Genomic DNA, 21,077 nt, shown 5'->3' with positions numbered 1-21,077 from the left:
CCGTGCCGGGCTCCCCGGCCGGGGAACGCCCTTGTCCACAGGTCACATTCCGCTTCTCGGCCGGGGATGACAATCGTCGCCGCGTGACTTGCGCATCGGGCTTGCCGGCGGGCCGCCCGTCTCCGCCGCGCCCGATGCGGTGCGGTTCAGTGCGGTGCGGTGCGGTGCGGTGCGGTGCGGTGCGGTTCGGTGCGGTGCGATGTGGCAAGCCGTCACTCCCCGACGTCCTCGTCGGTCAGCGGTTCCAGCACCCCGTGCGTGTCGAGGCGGTACAGCACCACGAGCGCCGGGCCGATCAGCACGACGGCGATGAGTGCGACGATGAGCATCCAGCGCAGCGACTCGCTGTCTCCCGCTGCCTGCCGCACGGTCAGCGAGGTGGGCACCAGATAGGGACGCTGCGCGAATCCCCAGGCCGCGACCGTCAGGGCGACCGAGGCCACCGAGGTGTAGCGCGCCCATCCGGCGTTACGGCCGGAGACCAGCCAGGCCGTGGCGGCCACGGCACCCGCGGCGACCAGGATCAGCACGAGCCCGATCCCGTGGGTGAGGCCGTGCCGGACGTACGAGGCGTGCTCGTCGGTCACGGCCAGGGCGAGCACACCCAGGACCACGAGGGCCGCGATGCCGATCCAGGCGCGCAGCCGGAAGTAGCCGACCAGGTCGTGGGCGCCGAAGCGGCGCGCGTCCGAGGTGAGGAACACCGCACCGAGGAAGGCGGTGGCCGCGACGGTGAGCAGTCCGGCGAAGATCGAGGTCGTGTTCGCCCAGGCGTCGGCCGAAGCGGTGGTGCCCGGCTCGACCCGGCCGGAGGCGACTCCGCCCGCGGCGGCTCCCAGAAAGAACGGGGTGAGCAGCGAGGAGATCGCGAACACGGCCCCGTACACCCGGCGTTCGGCCAGCCTGCGGGTGGGCTTGCGGAGCGCGAATCCGGCGCCGCGCAGGAGCATGCCCACGGCGGCCAGCACCAGCGGCAGCCACAACGCGGTGAACACCGTCTGGAAGAACACCGGGAAGCCGGTCCACATGAGGATCAGGACGAAGATCAGCCAGACGTTGTTGACCTCCCACACCGGCGCCATCGCGTGATCGATCAGCCGGCGCGGGGCCTTCCCGCGCTCCGCACCGCCGGCCAGCAGGTCCCAGAACCCGGCGCCGTAGTCGACGCCGCCGCCGCAGACGTACGCGGCGATCACCACCAGCAGGATCCAGGCCACGGCGTCGGCGATCACGGCCCGCTCCCGGGGTCCGGGCCGGTGCCCGATCCGCTGCCCGAAGTCCCCAACGGAGCAGAGGGCTTCGGGCCGGTGGTGACCAGTTCGCCGCGTGGGCCGTACGGGGTGTCGCTCTCCGGTCCGTCGGCCGGCACGCGGCCGACTTTGGAGTCGGCCAGGCGCCAACGACTTCGCATCTTGAGGAGCACGCCGAGAAACGCCCCGAAGATGAGGACGTAGAGCACCACGATGACGGCGAACACGGTCCACAGCGTGGCCGCCCCGGTCGGTGTGACCGCTTCGGAGACCCGCATGTTCCCGTAGACGATCCAGGGTTGGCGACCCACCTCGGTGGTGATCCAGCCGCATTCCACGGTCACCACACTGGCCGCACCGGCAAGGGCGGCGCTTCGGAAGAACCACCGTGACCGCGGCAGGTCACGGCGGCGCAACCAACACCAGCCGTACCACAGCGCCAACAGGATCAGCAGGCTGCCGATGGTCACCATGATGTCGAAGGCCCAGTGTGCGATCGTCGCCTGGGTCGGGGTGGGGCGGTCGGAGGCCGGCACGGCGGTCAGCCCGGTCACCTTGGTGTCGGGGCTGAAGCCGGCCAGAATCGAGTCCAGTTGGGGGATTTTGAGACCCCCCTTGACACTTCCGTCCGATTGCAGGCTGCCGAACATGTACTCGGGTACATGGGTGTCGGTGTTCCAGACGAGTTCGGTGGCGGCGAACTTGACGGGCTGCTTGTGGAAGACGGACCGGGCGATGGAGTCGCCGAGGACGAACTGCACGGGGGTCAGGACGGCGGCGATCGTGAACGGCACCCGGAACCCGAGCCGGTGGTAGCGGTCGCGGCGACCGCGCAGCCACCCGACCGCGTAGACACCGGCCACGACGTAGCCCGCGGTCAGGAACATCGCGACCACGAAATGCCAGTACTGCGGTCCGAACATCGGCGTGAAGATCACCGATCGGATATCGACGTTCACCGGCTTGCCGGTCGGATCGAGGGTGAAGCCCGCGGGGGTGTTCATCCAGGCGTTGGCGGCGATGATCCCGAACGCGCCGAGCAGCGCCGCCAGCGGCAGGGGGACGCCCAGCCAGAAGTGCGTCCACGGCTTCAGCCGCCGCCAACCGTACAGGTAGATCGCGATCAGGATCGCCTCGAGGAAGAACGCCCAGGCCTCGACCCCGAATCCGATGCCGAAGACGTCGCCCCACCGACCCATCATGCCCGGCCACAGCAGTCCGAATTCGAACGACAAGACCGTGCCGGTGACGATGCCGACCGCGAACTGCACTGCCATGACGGCGGACCAGCGCCGGGCCAGCAGCATGGCCACCGGGTCGTTCTTGCGCAGACCCCGATGGTGCATCACCAGCGTGATGAACGGCAGTGCCACGCCCAACGGCACCAGGGTGATGTGGGCGGCCAGCGTGAACGCCATCAACTCCCGTGCGGGAAGCAGCTGTTCCGGTGCGGCTGCGGCCAGCAGCTGGGGCATGAGGTTCATGCGGGCCTCGACGACTCGTGCCGGGCGACCTCGGGGTCGTTCGGCGGACCGGGGGATGTGGCCGAGGGCGGGGCGGGTTGCGGGTCGGTCGCGATGAAGGCGCGTTCGCGGCGGGAGCCGGTGGCGAAGACCACCGCCCAACTCGGCAGCGCCCCGATCCGGCTGCGGAAGCCGGTGAGGAAGACGATGTGGATGAGCAGCCAGATCAGCCGGCCGATCAGGCCGGACGCGTGGAACCGGCCCATCTTGACGACCGCCTTGCCGCGGGAGATGTACGCGGCGCTCCCGAGATCCAGGTAGCGGAACGGACGCGCCTTGCCGGTCCGGCCCTCGACGGCGTGGCGAATCCGGCGGCCGGCGTAGGCGCCGCTCTGCATCGCGACCTCGGCCAGACGGGGCGGCTTGTTCAGGCTCATCAGGTCGCCGACGACCCGGATCTCCGGATGGCCCGCGATCGTCAGGTCGGGCTCGACCCGGACGCGTCCCGCCCGGTCCTGTTCCGCCCCGGTGGCCCTGGCCGGCGCCGTCGCCAGCGGCGGTGCCTCGACCCCGGCCGTCCACAGCACCGTGCGCGCCTCCACCTGCTCCGTGCCGCCGTCCTTGTGGCGTACGGTCAGGCCCTGTTCGTCCACGTGGGTGACGATCGAGCCGAGGTGCGCCTCCACGCCGAGGTCGTCCAGGGTTCGGGCGGACCGACGGGACAGGACGGGGCCGAAGGCGGCGAGGACCGCGTCCGAGGCGTCGAAGAGCAGCACCCGGGCCCGACTCGGGTCGACGGTGGAGAACTCCCGGTTGAGCGTGTGGCCGGCGATCTCCCGAATCTGGCCTGCCAGCTCGACTCCGGTCGGGCCGGCCCCCACCAGGGCGAAGGTGAGCCATTGCGCGCGCTCGCGTTCGTCCTCGGCGGCCTCGGCCATCTCGAACGCGCGGTAGAGCTTGCTTCGCACGTTCAGCGCGTCTTCCAGCGTCTTCATGCCCGGGGCGTGGGCCGCGAACTCGTCGTGCCCGAAGTAGGACTGGCGCACGCCGATCCCCACGATCAGCTCGTCGTAGGGGAGTTCGAGCGTGCGGCCGTCCGGCCGCTCGACGTGCACGACCCGTCGGGTGACGTCCACGTCGGTCGCCGTCGCCTCCAGGCAACGTACCTGCTCGTGGCGGCGCAGGACGGCGCGCAGCGGTTGCGCGATCTGGCCTTCGGACAGGATGCCGGAAGCACACTGGTACAGCAGGGGCTGGAACAGGTGGTGCGCACAGCGGTCGACCAGGGTCACCGCGACCGGGGCGCCGCGCAGGGCCCGTACGGCGAACAGTCCGGCGAAGCCGCCGCCGAGGATCACCACCCGACGAGGAGTGACGTGGTCCTCCACGCCCTCACCCTCCGGTGGCGAAGCCGGGGAAGAGCGTCATGCCGCCGTCGACGTAGATCGTGGTGCCGACGACGTAGTCCATCAGGTCGGAGACCAGTGCGGTCACCGCGTCGGCGATGTCCTGCGGATCACCGACGCGACGGTAGGGAATCAGCTTGAGGAGATCGGCCTCCGCCTCGGGGGTGTCCCACGCGCTGCGGTTGATCGGAGTACGGATGGCGCCAGGGGCGACCGCGTTGACCCGGATGCCCTGCGGGGCGAGTTCCTGCGCGAGGGTCTGCATCAGCATCAGGACGCCGCCCTTGGAGGCGGCGTAGTTCACGTGGCCCGCCCACGGGATGATCTGGTGGACCGAGCTCATGCAGACGATCTTCCCGACCGAGCGGGAGACCTCCGGGACGGCGCCGCGGCGCAGGAACTCCTTGGTCGCCTCCCGGGCGCACAGGAACTGGCCCGTGAGGTTCACGTCCAGGACCTTCTGCCACTCGGCGAGCGACATCTCGGTGAAGGCGGCGTCCCGCTGGAGCCCCGCGTTGGCCACCATGATGTCGATCGTGCCGAAGTCCTCGACCATGCGCGCGATCATCGCGACGACTTGGTCCTCCCGAGAGACATCGGCCTCGTGCGCGTAGGCCCGTACGCCGAAGGACTCGATCTCTCGGACCACGTCCTCGGCGGCCTCCCGGCCGGCGACGTAGTTCACGACGACGTCGGCACCCGCCCGTCCCAGTCCGATCGCGGTCGCCTTGCCGATGCCGGAGTTCGCCCCCGTCACCAACGCTTTCTGCCCTCTGAGGATGGGCGGCAGCACCGGCCGGCCGGGCCTGTCCACACCTGTGGTCATCGCGCTCTCCCATCATCGCCCCGCACGGCGGCACCGAAGCATCACCGTGTCCGACGGCACGCCGTGCGACGCCGAGCGACCCGACCCGCCCACCCGATCGGAACAGTCGCACCCCTCGGATGGCTCAAGCTCGGCGCCGCCCGCCGCACCGCCCTCGTCCGGACCGAGCGTGCCCCCCGGCGCTTGTGCCGTGCGGGGGCGGCGCGGGGAGGGCGGGCCGTCGAGCTGTTGCGGGCACATCCGCGTGGATGGGTCGTCCGAAGATCCGCGTGCCCCGGGCGGCCGACCTCCGGACGTGGCCCGTCATCGCCTGCCACACCCGCTCCGGGCCGGCCCGAACCCTCGTCGCCCATGGGAGAATCCCGCCGAACCGCCCCACTCCTGCCCGGGTCCGCCGCGCCGGTACGGCCGGCCGCGCCTGGGAGATCGGCGCCGGCGGCCCGATCGTCCAGCGCCCACGGGTCGACCCCGTACGTCCGCTCCGCGAACGCCATGCGGCCGAGCGCGAGCCGGCCGACCGGCGGATCGGTACACCCGGGCGGCACCTACTCCATGGCCGCCGCGCTCACGCCGGGTACGGAGCCGCCTCGCGAGCGGCTCGGAGTGCGCCCGCCCACCAGGACAGCTGGTCGAGGAGGGTTTTGGCGTACCCCGGCGCGTCGGCGTCCAGCGGCCGGCCGTCCTGCCATGCGGTGAAGTAGTTCGGGAAGGCGAGGCCGTCGCGAACGGTGACCGCGTGCAACTCGGTCAACACGTTCTCGAGGTGCAGGACCGCGTGCCGCCCGCCCGCCGCGCCGCCGTAGCTGACGAAGGCGACGGGCTTGGCCGTCCACTGCGTGAAGTGCCAGTCGATGGCCGCCTTCAACGAGGCGGGGTAGCTGTGGTTGTACTCGGGCGTCACCACGATGAACGCGTCGGCGTCCTCCAGCGCCGACGTCAACGCCGCCATCCCGGCCGGGCGGGGGTAGTCGTCGCCCGCGTACTTCGGGGACGCGGCGGGCAGCGCCAGCGGGATGTCGATTTCGGCCAGATCGACGACGTCCACGTCGAAGCCGCCGTGGGTGGCGGCCTGTGCGGCGACCCACGAGGCCACCACCGGGCCGAACCTTCCGTCTCGAACGCTTCCGACGATGATCAGCAACCTGTGCTCGGTGTTCTCCATGTCCACCACGATCAGGCGACGCCGAGGCGGCAACCAGACCGGGCTCAGGCCGGCCCCCGCAGGGCCGGCCTGAGCCCTCCACACCCCGCCGACACCGCCATAGGCTCACCTCATGGGTACGCCGTTGGGAGACTTCATCCGCGCGAAGCGGGACAGCATCCAGCCGGAATCGCTGGGACTGCCGGACCATGGACGCCGCCGTGCACCGGGTCTGCGCCGCTCGGACCTCGCCGCGCGCGCGGGCATCAGCGTGGAATACCTGACCCGCATCGAACAGGGCCGGGACCGCAATCCCTCCACGCCGATCGTGCACGCGCTCGCCGACGCGCTGAGTCTGGATCCGTCGGAACGCGAGCACCTGCGCTACCTCACCAAGATCACCGGCGGTGAGTGCCCCTCGCACGCGCGGCCCGCGCCGCCGAGCCGGGCGGTGCGACCGTCCGTCCTGGAAACGCTGCGTCTGCTGGACCCGGGGATCGCACTGGTGACGAACCGGCTCGGCGACGTCCTCGCCCACACCGAAGGCTTCGCGGCGCTGGCCGACGGAACGGGACTTCTCGACGCCGAGGCCCCGAACCTCACCCGCTACGTCTTCACCGACCCGCGCGCCCGCGAGTTCTTCGCGGACTGGGACGACGTCGCGGACGAGCGGGCCTTCGACCTGTGGCTCGGGCCGAGTATCGAGAACACCGCGTGGTTCACCGCGGAACTCGCCCCCGTGGCGGGCCCGGACTTCACCCGCCGCCTGAAGGGGAACGTGGTGCCGCAACGCGGCCCCCTCCGACTCGACCATCCCGCGGGATACGCCTTGCGATTGCTCCGGGAGACTCTCGAACTGCCGTCGGACGCACAACAACTGGTGGTCCTGCTGCCCGCGGACGAGGCCACGGCGCAGGCTCTGGAAGAACTCCGCCACGGACCGAGCGGTCGGCTCCGGGTGGTCTCGTAACAGCTCGTGCGGCCCGCCCCGGAGACAGTAGTGCGCCCCTCGGACGGCGTCACCGGGCGCAGGATCCGCTCGGCGGCGGGCCGGCTGGCATCCCTGGGCCCCGCCCGTCGACCGGTTGTCGCGCGGGGCGGAGGCCGGCGACGTACGAGCGGCGGTCCCGCGCCGCGCCGCCGGCGACCGGATCGACACCGGCGCCGCCCCGCCGACCGGCTCTCGGTGCGAGGTGAGCAAGCCATGGGGGCGGCGCCGATCCGCGGGCGGTGTCCCGGGTTCACGGGCACACCCGCCCGCGGAACGCGGCCGGCGCGCGGTGCGGTTACTGCACCGGGTAGAAGTGGTTCGGGACGACCACCCCTCGCCACCCGTGCCAGGTTCCCTTCCAGCGGTTGGTCAGGAACTCCTTGGTGTGGCCCGGGACGAACAGGTCCAGCGTCCCCACCTGGTGGCTCACCACGATCGGGGTCGCCTGGCGGTAGAGCCCGGCCGTGGAGTCGTTGGGCTTGGGAAGCTTCTCCCAGTTCCAGCCCTCCTGGTCGCGGTAATAGGCGTTCCACACGTGGCCGTCCACGCCCATCGCGAAGATCTCCTCGGCCCACCAGCCCCAGTTCACCGCGGTGGGTGCGCTGGCCAGCTTCACCGGCTGGTTGCCGACCCGATGCCAGGACTCCCAACTGGACGGTGTCGACTGGCGTCCCTGTGTGCGGTACAGGTAGCCGTCGGCCCCGCGCGCGTACAGCCGCATCACGTTGATCTCGGGGCTTGCCCCCGCGCAGGCCGAGGTGAACTCGACCGGACCGGGGCGGGTGAACCCCCAGCCGGACGAGGAGAACGTCGACTCGTTCCAGGTCGCGGTCCAGAACTGCTTGTCGGTCCCGCGGACCGCGTAGTGCAGCAGGTGGTCCGCGGACGACCACACGGCCGTCATCGAGGTGTTGTCCGGCGGGCTGTGCGGTCCGTTCCAGCCGGTCACGCCCTGCTGGTAGTCGCGCCAGTGGTGCCAGGTCGCCGAGTCGAGGCCGCGCGCGAAGACGTCGATGCGTTGGCGGTTCTTCCACAGCGTCGCTCCGGGAGCGGAGGTCAGCGCCCCGCCCAGGGCCTCTTCGTGGACCGTGGCGAAGCCGGGCGTCCAGTCCATCGCCACGAGTTGGTCCGCCCCGCCCTGGAACCAGCCGCCCACCTTGAAGATCCGGAACCAGCCGCCGGTCGGCCCGCCCGGGCGCACCGCGACGCCCATGTAGGAACTGTCCAGCGCGAACGCGTTGTTGACCAGCGCCTCGTCGGACTCGACGGGCGGTTCGACGGCTTCGATGTCCAACCGGGGCGCGGGCCGCTGAACCCGACGGTCCGGTTCGGACGGTGGTTCTCCGGTACGGCCGACGACCGCCGGGGACTCCACTTGGGTCATTTCTCCCCCACATTGATATTTCCGTTGAGTGTTGCCTTGCCGTGCCTGTCGACGTCTCGCGTCGTGACTCGCCCGCGGGCCGCGGGCCGCCGTGGATCGAAGGCCGTCGCCGCCGTTCCCCCCGGCGAGGTGCCGACCCGATCCGTTCTACGGGCGTTGACCTGTGGTGGGCATCGGTGGTCGCCACCTATGTTGGGAGCGTGGCCACCTAGACACGCCCTGGCACGGACGCGTGGCCACAAACGCCGTGGACGGCACCGGAACTGCCGTGGACGGCACGCATCGAGGCGACAGCGGATCGGCAGCGGGGCAGGATGTCGGTGGGGGGCGCCATGCTGGAACGCGACCGGGAATTGGCCGAGTTACTCGCGGCGAGCGACGACGCCGGGCATGGGTGGGGCTCGGTGGTGCTGGTGTTCGGCGAGGCCGGGATCGGCAAGACCAGCCTGGTCCGAGCATTCACGGAAGCCGTCGGAGCGGATGTGCGCGTGCTCGTCGGCGCCTGCGACGACCTGATGGCGCCGCGCGCGCTCGGTGCGTTGCGCGATGCCGCCGCGGGCACCGGCGGCCCGCTGGAGCGGACTCTCGCCGAAGGGGCGGCGGGCGAGGCCGTGTTCGCCGCGATCTCCGCGGAAATGTCGCAGGCGGGCCGGGTGGTGCTGGTCGTCGAGGACGTGCACTGGGCCGACGACGCGACCCTGGACGCCCTCACCTATCTGGCCGGACGCGTCGACGACCTCGGCACGGTCCTGGTCCTCACCTTCCGCGACGACGAGCTGGGTACCCGGCATCCGCTGCAAAGACTGCTCGGCGCCCTCACCCGCGCCCGGGTGCGCAGACTCCCCCTGCGACCGCTGTCCCCGGACGCCGTCGCCCGACTCGCCGCCGGATCCGGACGCGATCCGCGGACCCTGCACGCCGTCACGTGCGGCAACCCGTTCTACGTCACCGAGGTCCTCGCCGACACCCCCGGAGAGGTGCCGGAGACCGTCGCGGACGCGGTGCTGGCCCGGGTACGTGTCCTCGGCGAGGACTGCCGCACCGCGCTGGAGCAGTTGTCCGTGGTGCCCACCCACGTCGGCCTGCGCCTCGCCGAGGAACTGCTCGGCGACCGGCTGGACGCCCTGGCCGAGGCGGAGCGGCGCGGCATCGTCGAAGTACGGCCCGAGGGACTGGCGTTCCGGCACGAGCTCGCCCGCCGCGCGATCGAGGGCAGCCTGCCCGCCCTGCGCCGCCGTACCCTCGACCGTGCCGTGGTGCGCGCCCTGCTCGCCCGGCGGGAACCGGACCGGGACCGGCTCCTGCACCACGCGGTCCGCTCCGACGACGCCGAAACCATCGCGGCCCACGCCCCGGCCGCCGCCCGGGAGGCGGCGCGCGCCGGCTCGCACCGGCAGGCGCTGACGCACTTCGAGGCCGCCCTGCGCCACCCCGACCGCTTCACCGCCGCCGACCGCGCGGGCCTGATGGACGACTACGCCTGGGAGCTGTACAACGCGCACCGCTTCACCTCGGCGGTACGCGCGGGCCAGGAGGCGGTGCGCCTGTACGAGCCGTCGGCGGACCCCGCGGCGTTCGGCCGGGCGCTGGTCCGGCTCTCGCGCCACCACTACATGACCGGGGAGACCGACGCCGCCGAGGACGCCGTGTCCCGGGCGGTCCGCGTCCTGGACCCGCTCGGCCGCACCCCGGAGCTGGCGTCCGCGCTCACCCATCAGGGCGCGCTGCTCGCGCTGACCGGCCACAGCGAACGGGCCGTCCGCGTCCTCGACCAGGCCCGGCGGCTCGCCGGTGAACACGGCTGCCCGGATCTGATCTCGTTGTGCCTGAACTATCTCGGGGTGGCCCGGGCGGACCTGGGCGAGCCGGCCCCCGCGCTGCGCTGCGTCCGCGAGAGCCTCGCCACCGCCCTGCACGCCGGGTCCCACGAAAGCGCCGCCCGCGCCTACACCAACCTCGCCGAACTGCTCTACCGCTTCGGCGACTTTGCCGGGCTGGACCGGTGCGTCGAGGAGGGACTGGCGTTCACTCGCGAATGCGGCTTCTGGTCGCACGCCTACAACCTGGACGTGCACCGCTGCCTGGCCCTGATGCGACGCGGTGAGACGGCGTCCGCCGAGCAGGGGCTGCGGGCACTCGTGGAGGGCGTCGACGACCCGGGGATGCTCTACGTCTACAGCGTCCCGCCGTACGCGAGGCTCCTGGCCCGCCGCGGCGACGCCGGCGCCGAGAAACCGCTGATCCAGGCGTGGCATCGCGCGTTGCGCCAGCGCTCACTGCCCGGACTCGCCTACGCCGGGATCGCCTACGCCGAATGGGCCTGGCTCGCCCGCCGACCGGAAGCCGCCGGCGCCGTCCGCGACCTACTGCTGCCGTTTCTGGACCGGCCCGGCAGGGAGTCCTTCCGCGCCGAACTCCTGTGGCATCTGGCCCGATCGGGGCCGGCGGCCGAGCCGTTCGAGGGCTGCCCGGAGCCATACGCGGCGAGCCTGCGCGGCGACTGGCGAACTGCCGCGGAGGGCTTCGCCGCCGCCGGGGCACCCTACGAACAGGCGCTGGAGCTCGCCGAGTCCGGGGAACTCGGCCCGACCCTGACCGCACTGGGCGTGCTGGACCGACTCGGCGCCTCGGCCGCGGCCGACCCGGTCCGCGCCCGACTGCGCGCCCTCGGGCTGCGCCGCGTGCCCCGCGGCCCCGTACCGACCACCCGCACCCATCCGGCGGGACTGACCGCCCGCCAATCCGACGTCCTCGAACTGCTCGCCGAAGGCCGCACCAATGCCGAGATCGCCCGGCACCTGGTGTTGTCGGTGCGGACCGTGGAACACCACGTCGCGGCGATCCTCGACAAACTGGGCGCGACCTCGCGCCGCGAGGCCACCGAAACCGCCCGCGCCGCGGGCTTGTTGGGCCTCGGACCCGCAGCCCCGACCCGGTGGGACCCGGGATCTCCCGGGACCGTCGGGTTCGCGTAGTCGCAGACGCCGACGACGCGCTCGGGTCGGTGATCGCCGACCGGAGCGCGTAGTGGCCCCGGGTCGCGGCCACATCACCTCGTCCGCACGGGCGATGGTCTGTGTCGGGCGTGGCCCGGGGTCGCGTCCGACGTCAGGAGTTCCTCGGGTGTTGTCAGCCCATGGCGGGGCCGCGCGGGTCCTGTCTCGTTTCTCTCGAGTTCTGACCCTCGCGTCGACGAGGCGTTGGGTCGGCTCCCTCACCGGCGGGGGTCGAAGACGGTGTGGACGAGCCGGCTCCCCGGGGTGAACGGGCCGGCGTGAACGTGCGGGCCACAGTGGACAGGGTTCCGTTGGCCCACAGACTTCTCGGGTCGGGTACGCGAAGATCCGGGATTGTGGCGTCCGCGCTTCCCGGGGTGGTCTCGGCCGTCGTCCTCGTCCCGGCTACGGGGACCGGCAGGACCAGCGGTATCGTCGCCGGGGATTCGGGCGACTGCGGCGATGGCAATACGCGTTGTGGCTTGGGGATCGGTGCCATCGGTTCGGGGGAAATGCTCGGGCGGATCCACGGGTTGGGGGGAGGTATCGGCCGGAGCGGTTCGGCGGCCGCGGCCAGGAGATACGCGTTGTTTTGCGGGACGTATCCCGATCTCCAAGAACGGTCGAGCTCGGTGACCTGCATGCCGTGCAGGAAGTCGTTCAGAAAGCGGGGCCGGTCGTCGGCACTCCGACCCAGGGTCCACATCAACTCGGCGAACAGCTCTTGGGGCAGGCCCTTCTGCGAGTCCCCGCCGAGGACGGCCCCGGCCACCGTGTCCGCGTCCAATTCGCCTGCGCTATTGGCATAGGTACCGATCTTCGTCGCGACCGTTGCGGCCGCCTGTTGGTTGCGGAGCACCGTATCGGAACCGAAAAGTCTCTGATGGAGATCGGCTTTCCGATTGCTGATCGTCCCCGAATCCGCGCCGGACGCCTCGATGCTCCGAAGCTCATTTCCGTAGCGGTGCACGACCGCTCCCCAGATGGCCCGCATTTCGTCGGGTCGCACGCTGTTGAGCACGATGTTCGGAACGTTGCGGTACAGTTTCCCGGCTCTCCGGCGGGCTTCTGCGGCCCAGCCGATTCCGTGGCCGAACTCATGGACCGCCGTGCTGGCCACGCCGAATCTACGGTGCGCGCCGAAGGCGTTCCTCTCTTCTTGCAAAAGACCGCGAAGAAAATTTTCCCGATTGTCGGTTCTGAGGAGTGTGGACTTGAACCACAATCCTAGTTGCGCGGGATTGTCGCCCTGCGTGGCCACCGCGCGGGCGTTGGGAAAATTCCCCGGGACGGTGTCGTCGATCGTCACGGACCGCAGGTCGACCTCGCCATATTGCCTGGCCATGACGAGCAAGGAAAGAGCGGTCATTCTTGCATGCAGCGGATCCGTTTCCGGGTGTATCGTAACGAATGCTCCGCCTTTGCTGCCCCGTATTTCCGTCAAACCCTGCCGCAGATATTCTTGGATTTCACCCGTTCCGGTCAACCGGTCGAGCTTCCAGTAATCGTAATAATTTCGGGCGACGGCCGGATCCTGCAACGATGCATCATAAGCAATTCGATCCATGCGGAACCGCAGAGCTTGGGCCGATTGGAATTCCGCCCAGGCCCGGGCCATCGTCCGCTGGTGTTCCTCCTGGGCCTGCCGGTTCATCGATGACAACGACCCCCTGCCCTTTGCCGTTTCCAACGAAAAGAATGAGTTCGGCGTGACGTCGGATTACTCGGCCGCGGGGCCGGGGCCGAGCAGAGCGTGCGTCGCTTCCGTGGCTCGTCTCGGACGATGGTGTCTGCTCGGGCCGACTCCCCGTGCCGGCGCCGAAGTCGATGTGTGGGCGTCCGCGCATCACGCATCGGCAGGCGGCGTAGGAGATCCTATTCGTCCCACACCCGGGAATCCATGGGGAGTTACAGCCACAGAAGCCGGACTCCGGGCGCGCAGACAAGAGCAGTTGGCGTCGTCTCGTCGTCGTGGGCCACCACTTGATGCGAGGGTCCTCTACCAGGTGGCAGCAACGCATCGCACTGGTCGACCTGGTGGGTCGGATCAGGACCCGGCGCACCCAGCTGCTCGACCGCCCGCACCCGCGCCCACGAGGCGCCCACCCGGGCAAGTGCCCCTTTGGGCGAAATCCTCGGCCTCGCCGTGGTCTCCGGTCCTCAAGTACGCGATCCGCACGAGTCGCCGCGATCCGCGGCTTCCTGCTGCTGGAACGCCTTGCCGGCCGGTGAGAGGGCCTGCGCACGTCGTGGCACCGCGGGACGTCCAAGTTGACCGATGCTGTGAAGCAATATGCGGGTTCGACATAATGATCATATGCCAAACGAACGCAACGACTCGGTATCCGCCTCGGGCAATGCCGTCGCCGTGGGCCTTTCCCTCGGGCTCGCGATGGGTGTCGTCCTCGGACTGCCGGTCTTCGGCAACCTCGCGCTGGGCATTGCCCTGGGCATGTGCCTCGGCGTCGCGGTGGGCGGCACGTTCGCGGCGCGAGGACGCCCGCAGGGCGGTACCGCCGAAGGTCCGCAGGACGGCTCGCGCTGACGGCGGCACCGGAGCGCGAACTTCGCTGAGTACAGGCTCGGCCGCGGGTGGGGTCACCGACGAGGCGCCTTCGGACTTCGCCCGTCGTCCGGGCACGCGGTGCTTCCGGGCACGCGGTGCTTCCGGGCACGCGGGTGCTTCCGTGTCACGGCGTGCCGCCCCCGCAGGGTCACTCGATCGGACCAACGTGGCGCGAGCCGTCCTCACCCGCCGCAGGCTCCGGGCAGGCCCCGCTCGGACGCCGTCCGTAACGCGCGTCACGGAACCGCGCGGCCTGCTCACCGGTCGCTGCGGCGCCCCCCTCGTGCCCGGTGGCGACGCGGCAGGGCGGCCGTGATGGTGGAGATACCGACCAGGTCCGCTTCGATCGGCGGCCCGGCACCAACCGCCCATGCGAGCGCCCCGGCCCCTCCCGCTCATCCCGCGGCGGCCCGCACGCCGTACTCGATCGGGCCGGAGGATCGCCGATGTCAGATCCCCGCAGTACCCACGCCACACCCGCCGCCGGCGCGACTGACGTCACAGGTCCGGCCGCCGAGTCCACCGCGGGTAACGTGCCGACGATGGGGGTCGAGGAGGAATTCCTCCTCGTCGACGCGCACTGCCCGCACCCGGCACCCCGCGCCGAAGCGGTTCTGGCCGAGGCCGACGACGGCTGCGACACCACCCACATCGAGGCCACCCGCTACCAGGTGGAGTCGGCCACCCCCATCGCCCACACGGCCCAGGAACTGCGCACCCACCTGCTCACGCTGCGCCGCCGCCTCGCAGCCGCCGCCACCGCGCACGGCTGCCGGCTCGTCGCCTCCGCCACCCCGGTGGTCCTCGCGTCCCCGCCCACGTCGCGGCTCGTCGACGCCCCCCGCCGACACGAACAACGCGCCCGATACGGCTCGCTCACCGACACACTCGTCGTCTGCGGGTGTCACGTCCACATCGGCACGCTCGACCTGGACACCGCCGTCGGCGTCCTCGGCCACATCCGGCCCTGGTTGCCCACGCTGATCGCGCTCGGCGCCAACTCGCCCTTCTGGGAAGGCCGCGACACGGGACATGCCAGCTGGCGGGCCGTCTCCGTCTCCTGCTGGCCCGCCTCGGGATCCCCGCCGCGCCTGGACTCGGCCGAGCACTACCACCGCACCCTGGCCGATCTCGTCGCGAGCGGTGCCGTAATGGACGCCAAGATGATCTATTGGGACGCGCGCCCCTCCGCCCACTGGCCGACCGTGGAGATCCGCGCCCCGGACGTGTCCACCAGCGTGGACGAGGCCGTCCTGCAGGCCGTCCTGGTCCGCGCGTTGGTCACCGGCGCGTTGCGTGCCGTCCGCGACGGCCACCCAACCCCCGACATCCGTGACGGCGTGCTGACCCTGGCCCGCTGGCGCGCCGCCCGCGACGGCCTCGAGGGCCGGGCCGTCGACCCGCACACGGCGGACCTGCTCCCCGCGAACACTGTCGTCGACGCCCTGATCGACCACGTGAGCAGCGACCTCGACGCCACCGGGGATCTGCCCCACGTGGAGCGGACCCTGGCGACACTGCGTCGCGACGGTTGCGGCGCCCGCCGCCAGCGACGTGCCTTCGAACGCCGCGGGCTCCTGTCGGACGTGGTGGACCACCTCGCCGAAGCCACCATCGACCAGAACGCCTGACTCGTTTCGCCATCGAATCCCGCACCACTCGCCAGCCCAGCTGGTGGCACACCCGGCCCCGAACGCCGCCACGCCACCGAACTCCTCAGCCCCGCCGAGATCGCCCCCGAACGCACCATCGTGACGCCCGGGTTGTCCAAGAGCCTGCCCCTCGGCGGTCGGCGCTCGCCGCCGCCCTCTTCCCCGCGGGCGCCGAGGGCGACCGCAGCCGAACCGCCGTCGTCACGGTGGCCGGCGAGACCTGGTCCGCGCTGGTCCCGCCCCACGCAGGAGTCGCCCGCTACGCCTACCGGGAACCACCCGAGATCCCCGCCCACTTGGCCACGAGCGCCCGCCCCTCGACGTGCGGTATTCGCTTCTCCAGGCCCCGGGGGCGGTTCGTGCCGTGGCGCGGCCGTGCGGTGCGCGCTGTGCCCGGTCAACGTCTGACGCGGTTGCGGACGGCCAGGACCGCCAGACCCAGCAAAAGAAGCCGGCTCAGCCTTGAGACCGACTCGATATAGCCGCCGGCGGTCGTCAGGGGCTGTCCCGAGGAGCGGAACACCACAGAACCGAGCGCGACGTCCAGGGACTTCTCGAAACGCTCGCTGGTGAACCGGTCCCCGGTGGGGTTCCTGGGGCTGGTCTCGCCGATCTCGAAAGTGACCGTGCTCCCGCCGGCCGGTACGCGGTCTGCGGCCTCCCGCTTCGGTGAGTCCTGCGGAATCCCGGCCCACATCAGCAGCGACACCGTGAGGACGATGGAGGCGGCGAGCCAACCCAGGGCGCGGGAGGCACGCAGCCCGTACCCGGAGAGCAGCCAGTACGCGTGAAGCAGTCCACGTTCGGCGCGAGTGGTGCCGGTGCGGTCGTGGCGGCGCATCTCCCGCTCGCCGTAGGCGAAGTCCGCCGCCCACGGCTGGTTCCCGGCGTCCTCCTGAGCCCTGCGCAGCGCCCGGTACACCGGCTCCAGTTGTGCCGGGCCGACTTGCCCGGCGTCGAGCACGGCCCTGTTCCAGCCCCGCGCCGCCCTTGGCCGACCCGCGCGCCAGTGATGCTCCTCGGCCAGAGTGCGGCGCGGGGTGAAACACGAGCCATGACCCCATCGGCGTGGGCGGGGCGGGGTCGTGTCGAAGACGCAGACGCCCTCCAGCCGCATCCGGTCCAGATGCACCGCCCCGGTGAACAGGCACCCGGAGAGATCGATGTCGGCCAGGACCAGGTGCCTCGTGTCCGCCCCGCGCAACGAGACCAGGCGCACCCGGGCGTCGGGCGCGCCGGCGAAAGCCTCTTCCTCCAGTGTCCGTCCGTCGGGCAGGGCGAAGGGGGCAGCCTCCGCGACGACGGCCAGAGGGGAGGCGAAGGACGAGTGGGAGAAGTCGGCCGTGGCGTAGCGCAGACGTATCTCGGCTGTCGACGTCCAGCGAGTACGCCGGCACTCCACCCGGCGCGCGGCGAACGACACAGTGACCGGCCCACCGAATACCGCTCCGGACAACCCCACCTGCCCGGCACACACCAACGGCCCCAGATGGTCAGACCCCTCGAAGCTCGCCCGGTCGAACCTGAGTTCGCCTCCGAAGGTGGCCGCCTCGAACCTGGCAGCGCCTCGGAAGGTCACCGACTGGAACAGGGCGTGGTGCTGGACGACAGCCGACCGGAAGTCCGCCTCGCCCGTGAAGGTCGCAGATTCGAACATGGCGATGTACCCGAAGACCGCCGACTCGAAGATGGCTCTTTCCTTGAAGGTCACCTCATCGAACCGGACGGTCTCCCCGAAGGTCGCCGACTTGAACCAGGCGCGGCGTTCGAAAGACGCCGAGGAGAACTTGGCGACGTCCTCGAAGTGCGCGTCTTCGAAGTCCGCGTTTCCCTCGAAGGCCGCGGCCGTCTCGAACGTGACGATGTCCTTGAAAGTCGCCCGACTGAACCCGGCGTCATGCTCGAAGGTCACCGAGTCGAACAGGGCCAATTCCTCGAAGACCGCCATCTCGAACGTGGCCCGGCCCCCGAAGGTCGCCGCTTCGAACTCGGCCTGGCCCTTGAAGCGCGCCGAGTGGAATACGGCGGTCCCCCGGAAATCCGCCCGCTCGAAACTGGCACCTCTCTGGAAGATCGCCGCATCGAACCCGGCTGCACTCTCGAAGACCGCCGAGCCGAAATCGGCGAAGCCGAGGTGGAGAGCCCTCGTGGGAGTGCGCAGAGCGTCCAGGAGCGCCGCGAGGAGGGGCTCGGCGAAGGTGGTGCCGCGATGGTCGATGTGGCTGCCGGGGCCCAGACCGGCCAGGTAGGCGTCGTGTTCGGCCCCGGTCAGGTGGGCGAGGCAGGCCGTATGGCCGGACACGTGGACCCCACGGCATCCCACCGGGTCCGCTGCTGTGGCATCACGGCCACAGTGCGGCCACTCCGGCGGTTCCAGGGGCCGGGCGGGGTGCAAGGTCGGGTGCGGGTGCGGCACGGTCATGCCCGAGGGGACGAGGAGCACACGCGGGTAGTTGCACCCAGGCTTCCCCGGCACCGTACCGAAGCTCCTGCCGCAACCTGCCACGCGTACGGTCGGCCACACGCACGCGCACGGCGTGTTGCCGTCTCGGGTCGCCATTGCGCTGGAAGCGGTCGCTCGGGTACACGATCACGGCGCCGGCGAGGCCGTTCGCGGTTGGGTGATGCGGTCGAGCAGCCAGGTCTCGATGCCGTTGAGCGCTGTCTGAGCCATTGCGGTGGGGTGCCCGGTGAAGCCGTGCGGTGCCTCCGGGTAGACCCGGAGTTCGACGTGATTCCCGGCGGCGGAGAGTCGACTCGCCATCGCGAGGTTGTCTTCCAACAGCACATCCGCGCTTCCGACGACCAATAGCGCCGGAGGAAGATCGCGAAGGTCGGCGTAGATGGGAGAGATATCCGGATGGGTGCGGTCCGCGACGTGGCCCGCGTAGGCCCGGATGAAGTACTCGTCCGCGATCCGGCGTCCAGCCGGCGTCTGTGCGCTCAGGTCGTAGGTGCCGAACTGGAGTACGGCCCCCGCGAATTCGTCGACGACCCCGCTGTCCCTCAGTCGGAGCAGGGTCGCCAGCGCGAGTGTGGCTCCCGCCGAACTCCCGCCGATCACCAACCGGTCCGCGCCGAAACGCTTACGCGCCTGTTCCACGAGCCACAGTGCCGCCGCCGCACAGTCGTCGGGCGCGGCCGGCCACGGATGCTCCGGCGCCAGGCGATAGTCGACACTGACGACCGCTAGCTGGAGGGCGTCCGCGAGCCGACGGTTGCGCACGTCTCCTCGTGCTGCGGAGTCCATGTAGAAGCCGCCTCCGTGGATGTCCAGGTAGACGCCTCGTGCTCGCTCGTCGGACGGAGTGAAGATCCGCACCGGGACACGCGCTCCCGACGCTTCGGCCATCTCCTCGACGGCCGGTGGATCGGCCGGGACAGACGCGCACCTCTGCGCGCGGACCTCCCTCAACTCCTCCGCGCTGCCGGGCCCACGACCGGCCGCCCTCGAACGGTAGAAGCTCCGAGCTTCATCGACCTGCTCGGGCGGTAGGTCGGCGAACAAGTTGCCCAACGCGAAGCGCACGGCGCCCTCCAGTCGTTCGAGATCTCGTCCCCACGCTATTGCAGGTACGTCCGGCGCCAGGGAGGCAGGACGCGCACCCTCCGATCCGCCGGGCTCGTCACCGGTGTGTGTGCCCTCGTCCCACTGAACGACCAAGGGCGCGTTGCTGTTCGCGGCTCGATGCCAGGCGACCGGGTCGCGATCGCGGTCGATCACGGACGTGTAGGTGCCCGTGGCGACGTCGAACGACCAGACGCGGCGCGGGAGGAAGTCGGCCCGCTCGACGGCGGCGAACGCGTGCTCCCATCCGGGAGGCATGGCGTCGATGGACGCGAGATACGCGCCGACCCCCCGCGTCGTCACCTGTCGTCCTTCTTGTGCTTCCCCGGGCCAGGGGGTGAGCTGCCATCGGGGTGCGGGTCGCCTGGCTTGGGACTCGGGTCGGGTTTGGCCGGTTTGATCGGCGCATTGCCACCGTCGTGGTCTCCCATGCGTTCCCTCCCCGGGGGCCTCGCCGCATCCCTGGGGCGAAACGCGCTGTCGCGTCGGTAGTCCCTGCGGATGCGGCCTGGTGCGGGCGGAAGCGTGCTCTCCGGGCAACATACGGGCGACACGCCCGGGATAGGACAGTACGGTGACCCAAATGAGGACGTCCCCCACTGTCCGGGGGACGTCCCCTCCTGTCGCTAGGGACGTGTTGCAGCAACCGGCCTATCCACGAAGCACGGCAGTCATTGCTTCCCAGGACGCCGAGTCGAACGCGAGCACACCCCGCGCCCGGTCCTTGGTATCCCGAACGAGAGCATGCCCGTCGCGAGCTGCGCTCTCGATGCAGTTGTCCGTCCCCTCGCTGGCCTTGGCCTTGCGCCAGTGCAGTTCGGTGGTGCGTGCCATCAAGATCCACCCTTCTTGGCTTCGAGCAACTCGCCGAGGAATCTGAGCGATTCCAGAGACGGCAACGCTTTGGTCCGGATGTGTTCGTGCGCCGTTGCGTAGACGTCGACGGTCTCCGGCTCCGGATAGAGCGTGGCCGTCAGGCTTGTCACGCTCGCGATGAGCGGCAAGCCTTCGATGTCCAGCAGCGAGAACGGACCCTCCATCCCAGCGTGTGCGCCTGCATCATAGGGAAGCACCTGCACCGTGACGTGCGGTAGTTCCGTCGCGAGTTCGAGAATGTGACGAATCTGCTCGCGCATGACGTCAGGACCGCCGACGGTTCGCCGAAGCGCGCCCTCGTCAATGACTGCCCAAACACGCACCGGATCACGGTCGGTGCGCCGCAGGATGGACTGCCGCGCGAGCCGAATCTCCACTCCGCGATCGATCGCCTCCTGGGTGCTCCAGATGCGATGGGCAGCGATGATCTCGCGGATGTACGCCTCGGTCTGGAACAGGCCGGGCACCAGAAGCGGCGCATGTACATAGATGCGCCGAGCGGCGTCTTCGAGACTGATGTAGTCGAGATGGATCTCCGAGATGTGCCCGACGTGGGCGTGCCACCAGCCCTTCTTGGCCGCGTCACGGGCAAGCGTGATGAGGGCTTCGCGCTTGGCCGGGTCCACGATTTCGAGCTTGTCGAGGATGTAAGGCATGTCGCGGGCCTTCGGCGCGCTGTGCCCGTTCTCCCAGGTACTCAGCGTTCCGGTCGAGCGGTCGATGCGCTCTGCTGCGGCACTCATCGTGAGCCCGAGTTCTTCGCGCGCCCTGATCAGTTCCTGGCCGAGCCACGCCATGCGCACGGTCGGCTGCTTCCGAGGTGCCATCCGAACCACCCCTTCCTTGAACGCAGTTGGGCCTCACTCTAGAGGTCGAGCGGACCCTGATCGTCATTTTCTAAATCTTCAATTTCCGAAACTTGTGCATTTGAAGGCTATGGGTGTAGACCTGATTCATC

15 protein-coding genes are annotated in these 21,077 nt (G+C 70.4%); 4 read left to right on the top strand and 11 right to left on the bottom strand.

All coding sequences use genetic code 11. From position 1 onward, the window contains the following. Window positions 1-212: 212 nt before the first annotated feature. The 5 genes from ACIRL2_RS30690 to ACIRL2_RS30670 all read right to left on the bottom strand — a co-directional run bounded on the left by ACIRL2_RS30690 (window position 213) and on the right by ACIRL2_RS30670 (window position 6,107). Window positions 213-1,232, bottom strand: a complete 1,020-nt coding sequence (locus ACIRL2_RS30690) for a cytochrome d ubiquinol oxidase subunit II (RefSeq protein ID WP_402236322.1) — start codon at window positions 1,230-1,232, stop codon at window positions 213-215. Next, window positions 1,229-2,734, bottom strand: coding sequence for a cytochrome ubiquinol oxidase subunit I (locus tag ACIRL2_RS30685; protein ID WP_402236320.1), 1,506 nt, complete (start codon window positions 2,732-2,734; stop codon window positions 1,229-1,231). Before ACIRL2_RS30685 ends, ACIRL2_RS30690 begins: the two co-directional genes overlap by 4 nt. Then, window positions 2,731-4,101 carry an NAD(P)/FAD-dependent oxidoreductase gene (locus tag ACIRL2_RS30680; RefSeq protein ID WP_402236318.1) on the bottom strand — a complete coding sequence of 457 codons (1,371 nt, stop codon included), beginning with the start codon at window positions 4,099-4,101 and terminating at the stop codon, window positions 2,731-2,733. Before ACIRL2_RS30680 ends, ACIRL2_RS30685 begins: the two co-directional genes overlap by 4 nt. Before the next feature lie 4 nt (window positions 4,102-4,105). Continuing rightward, complete coding sequence (locus ACIRL2_RS30675) at window positions 4,106-4,945, bottom strand: SDR family oxidoreductase (protein ID WP_395861218.1); 840 nt, start codon at window positions 4,943-4,945, stop codon at window positions 4,106-4,108. Between the two features lie 565 nt (window positions 4,946-5,510). Beyond that, window positions 5,511-6,107, bottom strand: a complete 597-nt coding sequence (locus tag ACIRL2_RS30670; protein ID WP_395861216.1) for an NADPH-dependent FMN reductase — start codon at window positions 6,105-6,107, stop codon at window positions 5,511-5,513. A 112-nt stretch (window positions 6,108-6,219) separates the two neighbouring features. On the opposite strand from ACIRL2_RS30670, the gene ACIRL2_RS30665 reads away from it, so the two are divergent. Next, window positions 6,220-7,056, top strand: coding sequence for a helix-turn-helix domain-containing protein (locus tag ACIRL2_RS30665; protein ID WP_402236314.1), 837 nt, complete (start codon window positions 6,220-6,222; stop codon window positions 7,054-7,056). Window positions 7,057-7,372: 316 nt separating this feature from the next. Here ACIRL2_RS30665 and ACIRL2_RS30660 read toward each other — a convergent pair whose 3' ends face one another. Then, window positions 7,373-8,461 carry a hypothetical protein gene (locus ACIRL2_RS30660; RefSeq protein WP_402236313.1) on the bottom strand — a complete coding sequence of 363 codons (1,089 nt, stop codon included), beginning with the start codon at window positions 8,459-8,461 and terminating at the stop codon, window positions 7,373-7,375. A 332-nt stretch (window positions 8,462-8,793) separates the two neighbouring features. On the opposite strand from ACIRL2_RS30660, the gene ACIRL2_RS30655 reads away from it, so the two are divergent. Beyond that, the gene (locus tag ACIRL2_RS30655) at window positions 8,794-11,436 is read left to right on the top strand and encodes an ATP-binding protein (protein WP_402236311.1); all 2,643 of its coding nucleotides are present in this window, start codon (window positions 8,794-8,796) and stop codon (window positions 11,434-11,436) included. A 154-nt stretch (window positions 11,437-11,590) separates the two neighbouring features. Here the strand turns inward: ACIRL2_RS30655 and ACIRL2_RS30650 are convergent, their stop codons facing one another. Next, window positions 11,591-13,111, bottom strand: coding sequence for a hypothetical protein (locus tag ACIRL2_RS30650; protein ID WP_402236309.1), 1,521 nt, complete (start codon window positions 13,109-13,111; stop codon window positions 11,591-11,593). Window positions 13,112-13,774: 663 nt separating this feature from the next. On the opposite strand from ACIRL2_RS30650, the gene ACIRL2_RS30645 reads away from it, so the two are divergent. Beyond that, window positions 13,775-14,002, top strand: coding sequence for a hypothetical protein (locus ACIRL2_RS30645; RefSeq protein WP_402236307.1), 228 nt, complete (start codon window positions 13,775-13,777; stop codon window positions 14,000-14,002). A 563-nt stretch (window positions 14,003-14,565) separates the two neighbouring features. Further along, window positions 14,566-15,654 (top strand): glutamate--cysteine ligase, encoded by a 1,089-nt coding sequence (locus tag ACIRL2_RS30640; RefSeq protein WP_402236304.1) that lies wholly within the window; start codon window positions 14,566-14,568, stop codon window positions 15,652-15,654. A gap of 418 nt (window positions 15,655-16,072) precedes the next feature. Here ACIRL2_RS30640 and ACIRL2_RS30635 read toward each other — a convergent pair whose 3' ends face one another. From ACIRL2_RS30635 to ACIRL2_RS30620, 4 genes are all read right to left on the bottom strand, one after another. Then, a complete protein-coding gene (locus ACIRL2_RS30635) occupies window positions 16,073-17,977 on the bottom strand; it encodes a pentapeptide repeat-containing protein (RefSeq protein WP_402236302.1) in 1,905 nt (634 codons plus the stop codon). A 288-nt stretch (window positions 17,978-18,265) separates the two neighbouring features. Continuing rightward, entirely contained in the window at window positions 18,266-19,204 is a 939-nt protein-coding gene (locus ACIRL2_RS30630) for an alpha/beta hydrolase (protein ID WP_402236444.1), read from the bottom strand. A 690-nt stretch (window positions 19,205-19,894) separates the two neighbouring features. Then, window positions 19,895-20,077, bottom strand: coding sequence for a DUF397 domain-containing protein (locus ACIRL2_RS30625; protein ID WP_402236300.1), 183 nt, complete (start codon window positions 20,075-20,077; stop codon window positions 19,895-19,897). After that, the gene (locus ACIRL2_RS30620) at window positions 20,077-20,946 is read right to left on the bottom strand and encodes a helix-turn-helix domain-containing protein (RefSeq protein ID WP_402236297.1); all 870 of its coding nucleotides are present in this window, start codon (window positions 20,944-20,946) and stop codon (window positions 20,077-20,079) included. The genes ACIRL2_RS30625 and ACIRL2_RS30620 overlap by 1 nt, the downstream gene beginning before the upstream one ends. Window positions 20,947-21,077 lie beyond the last annotated feature (131 nt).

This window comes from Embleya sp. NPDC127516 (assembly GCF_044765325.1).
Taxonomy (GTDB): domain Bacteria; phylum Actinomycetota; class Actinomycetes; order Streptomycetales; family Streptomycetaceae; genus Embleya.
Note: the sequence above shows the minus strand (reverse complement) of the source record. Positions and strands in the feature narration are given on the sequence as shown.

Coding starts and splice junctions, on each gene's coding strand:
- ACIRL2_RS30685 (WP_402236320.1), bottom strand. CDS start 2,734: ATGAACCTCATGCCCCAGCTGCTGGCCGCAGCCGCACCGGAACAGCTG.
- ACIRL2_RS30675 (WP_395861218.1), bottom strand. CDS start 4,945: ATGACCACAGGTGTGGACAGGCCCGGCCGGCCGGTGCTGCCGCCCATC.
- ACIRL2_RS30670 (WP_395861216.1), bottom strand. CDS start 6,107: ATGGAGAACACCGAGCACAGGTTGCTGATCATCGTCGGAAGCGTTCGA.
- ACIRL2_RS30665 (WP_402236314.1), top strand. CDS start 6,220: ATGGGTACGCCGTTGGGAGACTTCATCCGCGCGAAGCGGGACAGCATC.
- ACIRL2_RS30660 (WP_402236313.1), bottom strand. CDS start 8,461: ATGACCCAAGTGGAGTCCCCGGCGGTCGTCGGCCGTACCGGAGAACCA.
- ACIRL2_RS30655 (WP_402236311.1), top strand. CDS start 8,794: ATGCTGGAACGCGACCGGGAATTGGCCGAGTTACTCGCGGCGAGCGAC.
- ACIRL2_RS30650 (WP_402236309.1), bottom strand. CDS start 13,111: ATGAACCGGCAGGCCCAGGAGGAACACCAGCGGACGATGGCCCGGGCC.
- ACIRL2_RS30645 (WP_402236307.1), top strand. CDS start 13,775: ATGCCAAACGAACGCAACGACTCGGTATCCGCCTCGGGCAATGCCGTC.
- ACIRL2_RS30640 (WP_402236304.1), top strand. CDS start 14,566: ATGGGGGTCGAGGAGGAATTCCTCCTCGTCGACGCGCACTGCCCGCAC.
- ACIRL2_RS30625 (WP_402236300.1), bottom strand. CDS start 20,077: ATGGCACGCACCACCGAACTGCACTGGCGCAAGGCCAAGGCCAGCGAG.
- ACIRL2_RS30620 (WP_402236297.1), bottom strand. CDS start 20,946: ATGGCACCTCGGAAGCAGCCGACCGTGCGCATGGCGTGGCTCGGCCAG.